This is a genomic window from Arthrobacter sp. 210 2, from assembly GCF_059093025.1.
Genome location: NZ_JBNHIE010000002.1, coordinates 298,776 through 312,001 on the forward strand (window position 1 = coordinate 298,776; position 13,226 = coordinate 312,001).

The window sequence follows — 13,226 nt, forward strand, 5'->3', positions numbered from 1 at the left end:
GGACAATGTACTGCTGATGACTGCACCTTCCGCAACCGAGACCGCCGCCTGGACCGGGGCTTCCGCCATCCTGTTCGACCTGGATGGAGTCCTCACACCCACTGCAACCGTGCATGAGCAGGCATGGCAGGAACTGTTTGAGGGCTACCTTGCCTCACAGCCTCAGGTGCCCGGCTACAGCGAAAGCGACTACTTTGACCACATCGACGGTAAGCCGCGCTTCGACGGTGTCCGCGACTTCCTGGCGTCCCGCGGAATCGTGCTTCCCGAAGGCTCCTTGGATGACGACCCCGCGAACTCCACGGTCCAGGGCCTGGGCAACCGTAAAAACCGGATCTTCAACGACATCGTGAGCGCCGGCGTGGAACCGTTCGAGGGCTCAGTGCGTTTCCTCAAAGCCGCGCTGGACCGCGGCCTGAAGGTCGCCGTCGTCTCCTCCTCCCGCAACGCCCCCGCGGTCCTCGAAGCTGCCGGCCTGAGCCGCCACTTCGCCGTTGTGGTGGACGGTGTGGTGGCTGCGAAGGAAGGGCTGCCCGGAAAACCCAGTCCGGCCACCTACGACTATGCCGCCCGGTTGCTGGAGTTGCCCAGCGAGGAGTGCGTGGTAGTGGAGGATGCCGTGTCCGGCGTGCAGGCCGGCCAGGCCGGATCCTTCTATTCCGTCATCGGAGTGGACCGTGGCGCCGGACGGCAAACTCTCCTGGACGCCGGGGCAACCCTGGTGGTCAACGACCTCCAGGAACTCCTGCCGTAGCCCGCCCGCCGCCTTCCCCCGGGCGGCACCGGCTGCCACCCCCGGCAGCGGCAATCCAAGCACCTCCCTCCCTACGAATACCCTGTGCCGGCCGTGCCGGTTGTACAGCACACGCCTAAGGATCCCAACACCATGGCCATCATCACCGCGGACCGCGAGCGGTTCCCGAACACCCCTTGGCAGCTTGTGGAAACACGCCACGAACCGGGTGACGCCGGGACCCTGGAGACGCTTTTTTCCCTGGGCAACGGGCACCTGGGCATCCGCGGTGCCCACTGGGCTGCCGCCGACTCCGACCTGCCGGGCAGCTTTATTAACGGCCTGCACGAGATCTGGGACATCAAGCACGCCGAGAACGCTTTTGGTTTCGCCAGGACGGGCCAGCGCATCCTGTACATCCCGGACGCCAACAACTTCACGGTGATCATTGACGGCGAGACCCTGAGCCTTGCCGAATCCGAGGTGCTGGACTACATCCGCTCCGTTGATTTCGCCACCGGAACCTACGAGTGCCGGATCACCTGGCAGTGCCGCTCCGGCGCCTCCGTGACCACTACGGAACGCAGGGCCCTGGGCTTCGCTTCCCGGGGCAGCCTGGGGATTTCGCTCCAGGTGGCGGCCGACCGCGACGTTGCGCTGGACGTGACGTCATCCGTCATCAACCGCCAGGACCAGCCGGTGGAGGACCACTCCGTGCACGATCCCCGCCGGGCCGGCCGCCACGCCGGCCGGGTGCTGCTGCCGCTGCGGCTCGACGGCGGCGACGGCTCGCTGCGCCTGGCCTGGGAAGCTGCCGAATCGAAGCAGCGCGTGGGCATCGCCGTGGACCACTGGACCTCGGCCGGCTACCAGCCGTTCGACACCCAGGTGGACCAGGACGACAGCAGCGTCCGCTACGTGCTGGCCGTCAGCGCGGACCAACCCTTCACGCTGGAGAAGAGCGTCAGCTATGCGGCCGGGCGGGCAATCCAGGACGCCGGAATCGACGCGGCCGAGGTGGCCGAAGCAGGCCTCCGGTCCGTCCAGGACATCTTCGCCGAGAGTGCAGCCCACTTCCGCGACTACTGGGCAACCTCGGACATTGTGGTTGACGGCGGCAGCCCGGAACTGCAGCAGGCCATCCGCTGGAACCTGTTCCAGCTGGCCCAGGCCACTGCACGTGCCGGCGTGGCCGGCATCCCCGCGAAGGGTGTCACCGGCTCCGGCTACGAGGGCCACTACTTCTGGGACCAGGAGGTTTACCTCCTGCCGTACATGACCTACACCAACCCGGAGGGCGCCCGCCAGGTCCTGGAGTTCCGCCACGGCATGCTTCCCGAGGCCAGGATCCGTGCCAAGGAGCTCAGCGTGGACGGCGCACTGTTCCCCTGGCGCACCATCAACGGGCTGGAGGCCAGCGCCTACTACGCAGCCGGCACGGCACAGTTCCACATTGCCGCAGCGATCGCCTTCGCCACGAACAGGTACCTCTGGGCTACCGGGGACACCGCGTTCCGTGACGGGATGGGTGCCGAGCTGCTGATCGAAACCGCACGCATGTGGATCTCACTGGGCTTTTTCGGCAAGGACGGGCTCTTCCACATCCACGGCGTCACCGGCCCGGACGAGTACACCGCCGTGGTCAACGACAACCTCTACACGAACGTCATGGCCCGCTTTAACCTCCGCGCTGCTGCCGCCCTGGAGCATGCCGGCGTCACCCAGGAAGAACGGCAGCTGTGGGAGGCCGCGGCCAACCTGATGCAGCTGCCGTACGATGACCGCATGCAGGTCCACTCCCAGGACAACGACTTCATGACCCTCGAAGCCTGGGACTGGACCACACCGCGGTCCAAATACCCGCTGCTGCTGCACTTCCACCCGCTGGTGATCTACCGCCACCAGGTCCTCAAGCAGGCTGACACCGTCCTGGCGATGTTCCTGCAGTGGCAGGACTTCACCGCGGAGGAAAAGCAGCGGGCGTTCGACTTCTACGACCCCATCACCACGGGCGATTCCACCCTCTCCGCCTGCGTGCAGGGCATCATGGCCGCCGAGGTGGGGTACTCCAAGGAAGCACTGGACCACTTCACCAATGCCGTGTTCATCGACCTTGATGACACCCACGGCAACACCATCGACGGCGTGCACATCGCCTCCACTGGCGGGGTGTGGAGCTCGCTCGTCTGCGGCTTTGCCGGCCTCCGCGACCAGGGGCCGGTGCCCTACTTTGACCCGCGCCTGCCGGCTGAGTGGAACGGGCTGACCTTCCACCTCAAGATCCGGGGCCGGCTGCTGCTCGTGCAGCTCGCGTCCGGTTCGCTGACGCTGACAGTCCAGGACGGCGAAACACTCGAGGTGGATGTCCGCGGCCAGCGGCTGTCTGTTGGGGCCGAGCCGGTCCGGGTGGCACTTGAGCCCGTCATTGAACCGGAGCCCACGGTCTTCCCGAGCGGACTTCCGACGGCGAGCATCCCGGTGGTGCGCGGCCACAGCTGAGCCGCTGCCCACCCCAGCGCGGGCTAAGCGGGGGAGGAGGCGGCGGCTGGCCGCCGCCTCACTCTCCTGCCGCCGTCGTCCGTTCCACCTCGGGTGACCGGTCCAGGGGGTGGGCCAGTTCGTCGTCGGGCATCCTTGCCACTGCCATGGCGACCACCGCCATGACGGGGCAGACGCCGCCGGCCAGCAGGAAGATCAGCCAGATGGGCAGGACCTCCGCCGCGGGGCCGGCCAGGGCCATGGACACCGGCATCAGGGCGAGCGACACGAAGAAATCCAGGCTGGAAACCCGGCCCAGCAGGTGGGGCGGAACACGCCGCTGGAGCAGCGTGCCCCAGATGACCATGCCCACGCTGCCGGTCACGCCCCACACAAACAGGGCTGCGGCCATGACCCAGAAATTGTCCATGAGGCCGACGGCCGCCAGCGGCATGCTGCCGATTCCCCAGGACACCATCATCACCGTGAGGTAGCGCCGCGGCAGCCGAAGCGACGCCGTGACGAGGGAGCCCGCTGCCGCGCCGACGCCCATGACGGCCAACAGGAAGCCGAACATGCTGGAGTCGCCGCCCAGCTGGTCGCGCACCACGAACGGGAGCAGCACCTCGATGGGGCCGATAAGGAACAGCACGGAGATGCATGCCCAGATCAGGGTCCAGAGCAGCCACGGCGTACGCAGGGTGTAGCTGACGCCCTCGCGAAGGTCATTCAAGAATGACTGTTTCCGGTGCTCCCCGGGGGTCTGTCCATGCCCGCCGTGCTGCGTGGCCAGGGTATGGCGGCCCAGGAAGTTCAGCACGATGAATGCCAGCAGGTGGCACATGGCCACACCCGTCACCGCATGCGACGGCGAGAGGGCGGCCACCAGGATGCCCGCCACGGCAGGGCCTGCAGCCTGCTGGAGGACCGGCCGCATGGTGCCTTCCATGCCGTTGGCTGCCAGCAGGTCCTCGGCAGGGAGGATGCGCGGCAGGATGGCCGAATAGGCGGGGAAGAAGAAGGCGGCGCCGACGCCCAGGACGAACGCGCCCGCCGCAACATGCCACAGCTGCAGCCAACCGGTTATCGCCAGTCCGCTGATGGTTGCGATAACCGCCAGGTTGGCGCCTTCGACGGCGATGATCAGCTGGCGCTGCGGGATCCGGTCGGCTGCGATGCCGCCGGCCAGGACGAACGCCACCAGGCCGATGCTGCCGGCAGCCGCCACCATGGAGAGTTCAAGCGGTCCGCCGCCCAGGTGGATTACCTGGTAAACCATGGCCACGGCCCACATGCCCGAGCCGAAGATGGAAATGGCCAGCGCTGCGATCAGGACCCGGTACTCACGGTGGGCAAACGGGCGCAGGGCTTTGGGGGCGGGCATGGGGTTAATTCTAGGCTCTGGGCGACAGCCGGGGACCGGCCCGAAACCCCCTCCCGAAGGCAACGCGGGGTCACTCCCGGCCCAATGTCCGCCGTTCTTTGGGCCTGTTCTGACCCTGCGTTGCTTCGCCTTAGCCGGCGAGGAGGGTGCTGGCTTCCTGGCGTGTGGTGCCGGAGTCCTGGATGCCGTCGGCGATGTGGGCGAGGGCGGCGGGGATGTCGCGGCCTTTTTTGCGCATCGCGGTGGCCCAGAGCCGGCCGGCGCGGTAGGAGGAGCGGACCAGGGGCCCGGACATGACGCCGAGGAAGCCGATCTCGTCCGCTTCCTGCTGGAGGTCCACGAATTCCTGGGGTTTGACCCAGCGGTCCACGGGCAGGTGGCGTTCGGAGGGGCGCAGGTATTGGGTGATGGTGATCAGGTCGCAGCCGGCGGCGTGCAGGTCGCGGAGGGCTTCGGAGATTTCCTCGCGGGTTTCGCCCATGCCCAGGATCAGGTTGGATTTGGTGACCATGCCCAGGTTCCGGCCCTGGGTGATGACGTCCAGGGACCGGTCGTACCGGAACGCGGGGCGGATCCGCTTGAAGATGCGGGGCACGGTTTCGACGTTATGCGCGAACACTTCGGGCTTGGAGTCGCAGATCGCGGCGATGTGCTCGGGTTTGCCGGAGAAGTCCGGGATGAGCAGTTCGACGCCGGTGCCGGGGTTCAGTTCGTGGATTTTGCGGACGGTTTCGGCGTAGAGCCAGACGCCTTCGTCTTCGAGGTCATCGCGGGCCACGCCGGTGACGGTGGCGTAGCGCAGCTGCATGGCCTGGACGGAGCGGGCCACCTTGGTGGGTTCGAACCGGTCCACGGGGGAGGGTTTGCCGGTGTCGATCTGGCAGAAGTCGCAGCGGCGGGTGCATTCGGAGCCGCCGATCAGGAAGGTGGCTTCCTTGTCTTCCCAGCATTCGAAGATGTTGGGGCAGCCGGCTTCTTCGCAGACGGTGTGCAGGCCTTCCTTTTTCACCAGGTTTTTCAGCCCGACGAACTCCGGGCCCATCTGGACCTTGGCCTTGATCCAGTCCGGCTTGCGCTCCACCGGGGTGGCCGCATTGCGCTGCTCGATCCGCAGCATCTTCCGGCCTTCAGGTGCCAGTGTCATGGTTGTTTCCTTTGTTCGTGCGGGGTTGTTGTGCTCCGGCCGGCAGCGGTTGCTAGCATTCGACGACGTTGACGGCGAGGCCGCCCATGGCGGTTTCCTTGTATTTGGAGGACATGTCCTTGCCGGTTTCGCGCATGGTGATGATGACCTCGTCGAGGGAGACGCGGTGGGTGCCGTCGCCCCAGAGCGCCATTTTCGCGGCGTTGATCGCTTTCGCGGCGGCGATCGCGTTCCGTTCGATGCACGGGACCTGGACCAGCCCGCCGATCGGGTCACACGTCAGGCCCAGGTTGTGTTCCATCGCGATTTCCGCGGCGTTTTCCACCTGCGCCGGGGACCCGCCCATCACCTCGGCCAGGCCCGCGGCCGCCATCGACGACGCCGACCCCACCTCGCCCTGGCAGCCCACCTCCGCCCCGGAAATGGACGCCTGTTCCTTGTAGAGCACCCCGACGGCACCGGCCGCGAGCAGGAACTTCACCACGACGTCGTCGCGGTCCTGCTGGCCGGCCTGGTCCATGCCCGGGGCGAAATGCAGCGCGTAGAACAGCACCGCCGGGATGATCCCGGCCGCGCCGTTGGTCGGGGCGGTCACCACCCGCCCGCCCGAGGCGTTCTCCTCGTTCACGGCCAGGGCGATCAGGTTCACCCACTCCTGCCAGTACTTCGGGTCGTGGAAGTCCTGGGTCTGGCCGTCACTGTCCGGGGTGCCAGGTTCCAGGCGTGAGCTTTCCTTCTTCAGCCGCTGGTACCAGTCAGGGGCCCGGCGGCGGACCTTCAGCCCGCCCGGCAGCACCCCCTCACGCTTCAACGACGTGTGAACGCAGTCCTCCATCACGGACCAGATATGCAGCAGCCCGGCGCGGATGTCCTCCTCCGTGCGGGAGGCCTTCTCGTTGACCAGCATGACATCGCTGATGCCCAGCCCGGTTTCGCGGCAGTGCTCCAGGAGCTCGGCGGCGGTGCGGAACGGCAGCGGCAGTTCCTTCTTCGACTCCTCCAGCTCCTGCTGCGCCGCGTCCTCCTCACCCTCACGCACGATGAACCCGCCACCGACCGAGAAGAACGTCGCCGTGTGCAGCACCCGACCGTCTGCGCCGGTGACGGTGAAGGTCATCCCGTTGGTGTGCCGCGGCAGCACGGTCAACGGCCGCAGCACCATGTCCTTCACCCCGTACGGCAATGCCACCGCCCCGGCCAGCTGCAGCACACCGGTCTCCGCTATCGCAGCCAGCCGGGCCTCCACCTCATCGGGCAGGATCAGCTCCGGATGGAACCCCTCCAACCCCAACAGGATCGCGGTCATCGTCCCGTGCCCGTGACCGGTCGCGGCCAGCGACCCGTACAGGTCCACCCGCAACCCCGCCACCTCCGCCAGCACCCCGGAAGCGTTCAACTCCTCCGCAAACATAGCAGCAGCCCGCATCGGCCCCACAGTATGGGAACTCGAAGGCCCGATCCCAATCGAAAAGAGATCAAAGACTCCAACAGCCATGGCAGGTCTTCCTAACTGAATGGAGAAGGGGAAAGGAACAGCGGGGCCGGGGTTTCGACAGGCTCAACCACCGGTGGTTGAGCCTGTCGAAACCTTGCCGGTTCAGCTAAGCGGTGCTATGCCCGGGTAGAGGGGGTGGGCTGCAGCCAGGGCCTCGACGCGGTTCCGCAGCCCGGAAAGGTCCGTATCGGCGTCGGCCGTTAAGGCCTCGGCGATGATGTCCGCAACCTCGCGGAACGCTGCTTCGCCGAAGCCGCGGGTGGCGAGTGCGGGCGTGCCGATGCGGAGGCCGGAGGTGACCATGGGCGGGCGGGGGTCGAAGGGGACGGCGTTGCGGTTGACCGTGATGTCGATCGCCGCGAGCCGGTCTTCGGCCTGCTGGCCGTCGAGTTCGCAGTTGCGCAGGTCAACCAGGACCAGGTGGACGTCGGTGCCGCCGGAGATCACGTTGATGCCCTTGGCGGTGACGTCGGGCTGGACCAGGCGCTCTGCCAGAATGCGGGCACCGGCCAGGACGCGCTCCTGGCGTTCCTTGAACTCGGCAGACGCCGCGATCTTGAACGCCACGGCTTTGCCGGCGATGACGTGCTCGAGTGGCCCGCCCTGCTGGCCCGGGAACACTGCCGAGTTGATCTTCTTGGCCACGTCGGCGTCGTTGGACAGGATGATGCCGCCGCGTGGACCGGCGAGGGTCTTGTGCGTGGTGGACGTGGTGACGTGCGCGTGCGGCACGGGGGAGGGGTGCAGTCCGGCGGCAACCAGGCCGGCGAAGTGGGCCATGTCCACCATCAGGTAGGCGCCCACCGAATCGGCGATGCGGCGGAATTCGGCGAAGTCCAGCTGCCGTGCGTAGGCGGACCAGCCGGCCACGATCAGCTGCGGCTTGTGCTCCTGGGCCAGGCGCTCCACCTCTGCCATGTCAATGGTGTGGGTGTCTTCGCGGACCTGGTACGGAACCACGTTGTAGAGCTTGCCGGAGAAGTTGATCTTCATGCCGTGGGTGAGGTGCCCGCCGTGGGCCAGGTTCAGGCCCATGATGGTGTCGCCCGGCTTGATCAGCGCGTGCATGACTGACGCGTTCGCCTGGGCGCCGGAGTGCGGCTGGACGTTCGCGTACTCGGCGCCGAAAAGGGCCTTGACGCGGTCGATCGCCAACTGCTCGATCACGTCCACGTGTTCGCAGCCGCCGTAGTAGCGCTTGCCCGGGTAACCCTCGGCGTACTTGTTGGTCAGCACGGAGCCCTGCGCCTGCATGACAGCAGCGGCCGTGTGGTTCTCGGACGCGATCAATTCCAGGCCGTCGCGCTGGCGGCCCAGTTCGTCGTCGATCTTTGCGGCGATCTCAGGGTCCAGCTCGGACAGGTCTGCGTCCAGGGACGGGGAGATGACCTGCTCGAAGGCTGCCGTTACGGCAGCGGTGCCGCTCACAGCTCGCCGCCGTTGGCTGCGGCGTACTCTTCAGCGGACATGAGCGGGCCTTCTTCAGTGACCGCCACCTTGAAGAGCCAGCCGGCACCGTAAGGGTCGGTGTTGATGAGGGCGGGGTCCGAGACGACGCCGTCGTTGATCTCGACGACCTCGCCGGTGACCGGGGCGTAGAGGTCGGAGACAGACTTGGTGGATTCCACCTCGCCGCAGGTTTCGCCGGCAGTAACCGTGGAGCCAACCTCGGGGAGGTCCACGTACACAATGTCACCCAGGGCGTCGGCAGCGACAGCGGAAATCCCTACCCCCGTGGGCCCGGACCCGTCACCGGCAACCCATTCGTGCTCGGCGGAGTACTTCAGTTCAGCAACAACTTTGCTCATGTGTAATTCCTTAGTTCTTGGAGTGTGAAAAGTGAAAGAGCGTTTGGTTCAAACCTGCGAAAGGTGAGAGAGCGTCGGAGGGCTACCTGTCGCGCTTGTAGAACGGGAGTTCAACGACCTCGAACTTCTCTGGCTTGCCGCGGAGGTCGATGTCCAGGACGGTGCCGGGGGTGGCGAATTCGACGTCGACGTAGGCCATGGCCACGGGGTAGCCGAGCGTCGGGCTGGGCTGGCCGGAGGTGACTTCCCCTACCAGGGTGCCGTCCTTGAGGACGGGGTAGTGGGCCCGGGCAGCGCGGCGGCCGGTTCCCTTGAGGCCCACCAGCTTTTGGCCGACCGTTGATCCGAATCCGGCAGCCTTGATTGAGGCCAGCGCCTCCTTGCCCACGAAGTCGCTCTCCTTGGTGAGCGACACAACGGGGCCGAGGCCCGCGGAGTAGGCGTTCACGTGGCGGGACAACTCATTCCCGTACAGCGGCATGCCGGCTTCAAGGCGGAGCGAGTCGCGGGCGGCGAGGCCGGCGGGGATCAGGCCGGAGCCTTCACCTGCTTCCAGCAGCGCGTCCCAGAGCCCGGCCGCGTCCAGGTTGCCAATGTAGATCTCGAAGCCGTCCTCGCCGGTGTACCCGGTGCGGGCCACAAGGAGATCCTGGACCGCACCGCTGACGGTGATGCCCACCTCAACGGCGGCGTAGTACTTGAGTTCCGTGACCAGCGGGTGCTGGTGCGCCGGGACGAGCTTCAGCAGGATTTCTTCGGCCGCCGGTCCCTGGATGGCGATCAGCGAAATGTCGGCAGAGGCGTCATCGACGGCGACATCGAAGTCCGCCGCCCGCTCCAGGAGCGCCCTGGCCACGACGGCGGCATTGCCCGCGTTGGGAACCACCAGGTACTGGTCCACGCCTTCCTCCGGCGAAGGGCGGCGGTAGGTGATGAGGTCGTCGATGATGCCGCCGTCGGCGTCGCAGATCAGTGAGTACTTCGCCTTGCCGACGGCAACCGCGGAGAGTTTTCCGGCCAGGGCGTAGTCCAGGAACGCTGCGGCGTCGGGACCGGTCACCCAGACTTCACCCATGTGGGACAGGTCGAACAACCCGGCAGCATTGCGGACCGCGTGGTGTTCCGCCAGCTCTGATGCGTACTTGAGCGGCATCTGCCAGCCACCGAAGTCCGTAAAGGAGGCGCCGGCTTTTTTGTGCTGCTCGAACAGGGCAGTGTATTTCTCGGTCATCAGGAATCCTTACTGTTGCCGGTGGTTGAGCCTGTCGAGATCCAGGTTTCGACAGGCTCAACCAACGGGCGAATTAGTTTTCGAAGTCTTCGAGCGGCGGGCAGGAGCAGATGAGGTTGCGGTCCCCGGCTGCGCCGTCGATGCGGCCGACGGGCGGGAAGTACTTGTCCTGCCGCAGTGCAGAGACAGGGAAGGCGGCCTGCTCGCGCGGGTAGGCGCGGTCCCAGTCAGAGCTGACGACGGCGGCTGCCGTGTGGGGTGCGTTGCGCAGCGGCGAGTTTTCCAGGGTGAAGTCCCCGGCGGCCACCTGATCGATTTCGGCGCGGATGGTGATCATCGCGTCGATGAAGCGGTCGATCTCGGCGAGGTCCTCGGACTCGGTGGGCTCCACCATCAGCGTCCCGGCCACCGGGAATGCGAGGGTGGGGGCGTGGAAGCCGAAATCGATGAGCCGCTTGGCCACGTCCTCGGCGGTGACACCCGTCTTCGCGGTCAGTTCGCGCAGGTCCAGGATGCACTCGTGCGCCACGAGCCCGCCCTCACCGGTGTACAGGACCGGGAAAAACTCGTTCAGCCGGGAAGCGACGTAGTTGGCCGCCAGGAGTGCGGCCTTCGTTGCCTCGGTCAGGCCCTCGCCGCCCATCAGCTTCACGTAGGCCCATGAAATGGGGAGGACACCGGCGGAGCCGTATCGTGACGCGCTGATGGCCACGCCGTGGCCCTCCTCATGCGCGGCTTTGTTGGCGTCGCCCGGCATGAAGGGTGCCAGGTGTGCCTTGGCAGCTACGGGTCCGACGCCGGGGCCGCCGCCGCCGTGCGGGATGCAGAAGGTCTTGTGCAGGTTCAGGTGGGACACGTCGCCGCCGAACTTGCCGGGTTGAGCCAAACCGACCAGGGCGTTGAGGTTTGCCCCGTCGACGTAGACCTGCCCGCCCGCGGCGTGGATGGCGTCGCAGACCTCGCGGACGTCGGCGTCGTACACACCGTGGGTGGAGGGGTAGGTGATCATGATGCAGGACAGGACGTCCCTGTTGGCCTCGATCTTCGCGGTCAGGTCCGCGTGGTCGATGGTTCCGTCGGCGGCGGTGGCCACCACAACAACCTTCATGCCGGCCAGGACCGCGGAGGCAGCGTTGGTGCCGTGCGCGGAGGCCGGGATCAGGCAGACGTTGCGCTGGTCGTCGCCGCGTGACAGGTGGTAGCCGCGGATCGCCAGCAGCCCTGCCAACTCACCCTGGGATCCGGCGTTGGGCTGGATGGACACCTGGTCGTAGCCGGTGATCTCGGTGAGGTCGGCTTCCAGGCCTTCAATCAGTTCGCGCCAGCCCTCGGTCTGCGAGTCGGGGGCGAAGGGGTGGATCGAGGCGAACTCCGGCCAGGAAATGGCTTCCATCTCCACGGTGGCGTTCAGCTTCATGGTGCACGAACCCAGCGGGATCATGGTGCGGTCCAGCGCGAGATCCCGGTCCGAAAGGCGGCGGATGTACCGCAGCAGCTGGGTCTCGGAGCGGTGGGTGTTGAACACCGGGTGCTGCAGGTAGCCCGAGGTGCGGAGCACCGTTTCGGGCAGCTCGTAGCCCTGTGCGTCCCCGATGGGACCGGCGCCAAAGGCGACGGCAACAGCGGAAAGTGTTGCCGCCGTCGTCGTCTCATCGATGGAAACACCCACAGTGTCTTCGTCGACGAAGCGCAGGTTGATGCCCCGGGCCTCAGCCGCGGTGATGGCCTTGCGGGCCTTGCCGGGGACACGGACGGTAAGGGTGTCGAAGAAGGAGTCGCTGACGAGCTCCCGGCCCACCTTGGCGAGGGCGGTGGCGAGCACCCGGGTGTTGTTGTGGACCCTCTCGGCGATGGCCTTCAACCCGTCCGGGCCGTGGTAAACGGCGTAGAAGGAGGACACGATGGCGAGCAGCGCCTGGGCGGTGCAGATGTTCGAGGTCGCCTTTTCCCGGCGGATGTGCTGCTCGCGGGTCTGCAGCGCGAGACGGTAGGCGGGGGCGCCTGCATTGTCCTTGGACACGCCGACGATGCGGCCCGGCAGGGTGCGTTCCATGCCGGTCCGGACGGCCATGTAGGCTGCGTGCGGGCCGCCGAAGAACAGCGGAACGCCAAAGCGCTGGGTGGAGCCGACGGCGATGTCGGCGCCCTGCTCGCCTGGAGGGGTGATCAGGGTGAGGGCGAGGAGGTCGGCAGCGACGGTGACGAGGGAGCCGCGTTCCTTGGCTTCAGCGATGACCGCCGACTGGTCCCACACCCGGCCCGAGACGCCGGGCTGCTGCAGCACGATGCCGTTGATGGCGCCGTCGGGCAGTCCGTTGGACAGGTCGGCGACCTCCACCTCGAAACCGAGCGCCTCGGCGCGGCCCTGGACGATGGCAATGGTCTGGGGAAGGCAATCGGCATCCAGGACGGTCTTGCCGTCCTTGGCGTCCTTATTCTTATTGGCCCGGCGCATCAGCAGCACGGCCTCTGCCACGGCGGTGGCTTCGTCCAACAGCGAGGCGTTGGCGACCGGAAGCGCGGTCAGGTCCTGGACCATGGTCTGGAAGTTCAGCAGCGCCTCAAGCCGGCCCTGGGAAATTTCAGGCTGGTAGGGGGTGTAGGCCGTGTACCAGGCCGGCGCTTCCAGGACGTTGCGGCGGATGACGGCCGGGGTGATGGTGTCGTAGTAGCCCTGGCCGATCATCTGGACCGCGGTCTTGTTTTTGGCGGCGATCCGGCGCAGCTCGGCCAGGACCTCAACCTCGCTCATGGCGGCTGCCAGCCGGAGGGCCTTGTCCTGGCGGATCGAGGCAGGGACGGCAACGTCCACGAGACCGTCCACGCTGTCGTAGCCCACGGCTTTGAGCATCGCGTCGACGTCGGCCTGGCGGCGCGCGCCGATGTGCCGGTCGGCAAAAGTCGATGGAAGGGATTGAATCGTCATGAGGAACTCCAGGTCTGGCCGGCCACG

9 protein-coding genes are annotated in these 13,226 nt (G+C 66.8%); 2 read left to right on the forward strand and 7 right to left on the reverse strand.

Annotated elements, in window-relative coordinates; all coding sequences use genetic code 11:
- Positions 1 to 16 precede the first annotated feature (16 nt).
- Entirely contained in the window at positions 17 to 754 is a 738-nt protein-coding gene (locus AC5RWA_RS05775) for an HAD family hydrolase (protein WP_494056888.1), read from the forward strand.
- A 132-nt stretch (positions 755 to 886) separates the two neighbouring features.
- On the forward strand, positions 887 to 3,232 hold the full coding sequence (locus AC5RWA_RS05780) for a glycoside hydrolase family 65 protein (protein ID WP_494056889.1): 2,346 nt from the start codon (positions 887 to 889) through the stop codon (positions 3,230 to 3,232).
- 58 nt (positions 3,233 to 3,290) lie between these two features.
- Here the strand turns inward: AC5RWA_RS05780 and AC5RWA_RS05785 are convergent, their stop codons facing one another.
- The 7 genes from AC5RWA_RS05785 to gcvP form a co-directional block, all read right to left on the reverse strand.
- On the reverse strand, positions 3,291 to 4,595 hold the full coding sequence (locus tag AC5RWA_RS05785) for an MFS transporter (RefSeq protein ID WP_494056890.1): 1,305 nt from the start codon (positions 4,593 to 4,595) through the stop codon (positions 3,291 to 3,293).
- Between the two features lie 130 nt (positions 4,596 to 4,725).
- On the reverse strand, positions 4,726 to 5,739 hold the full coding sequence (gene lipA / locus AC5RWA_RS05790; RefSeq protein WP_115524093.1) for a lipoyl synthase: 1,014 nt from the start codon (positions 5,737 to 5,739) through the stop codon (positions 4,726 to 4,728).
- Between the two features lie 52 nt (positions 5,740 to 5,791).
- Complete coding sequence (locus tag AC5RWA_RS05795) at positions 5,792 to 7,234, reverse strand: L-serine ammonia-lyase (protein WP_494056891.1); 1,443 nt, start codon at positions 7,232 to 7,234, stop codon at positions 5,792 to 5,794.
- Positions 7,235 to 7,336: 102 nt separating this feature from the next.
- Positions 7,337 to 8,662, reverse strand: coding sequence for a serine hydroxymethyltransferase (gene glyA, locus AC5RWA_RS05800; RefSeq protein WP_494056892.1), 1,326 nt, complete (start codon positions 8,660 to 8,662; stop codon positions 7,337 to 7,339).
- Entirely contained in the window at positions 8,659 to 9,042 is a 384-nt protein-coding gene (gene gcvH / locus AC5RWA_RS05805) for a glycine cleavage system protein GcvH (RefSeq protein ID WP_275730844.1), read from the reverse strand. Before gcvH ends, glyA begins: the two co-directional genes overlap by 4 nt.
- A gap of 82 nt (positions 9,043 to 9,124) precedes the next feature.
- Positions 9,125 to 10,273 (reverse strand): glycine cleavage system aminomethyltransferase GcvT, encoded by a 1,149-nt coding sequence (gene gcvT, locus AC5RWA_RS05810; protein ID WP_494056893.1) that lies wholly within the window; start codon positions 10,271 to 10,273, stop codon positions 9,125 to 9,127.
- 73 nt (positions 10,274 to 10,346) lie between these two features.
- Positions 10,347 to 13,199, reverse strand: coding sequence for an aminomethyl-transferring glycine dehydrogenase (gcvP, locus tag AC5RWA_RS05815; protein WP_494056894.1), 2,853 nt, complete (start codon positions 13,197 to 13,199; stop codon positions 10,347 to 10,349).
- Positions 13,200 to 13,226 lie beyond the last annotated feature (27 nt).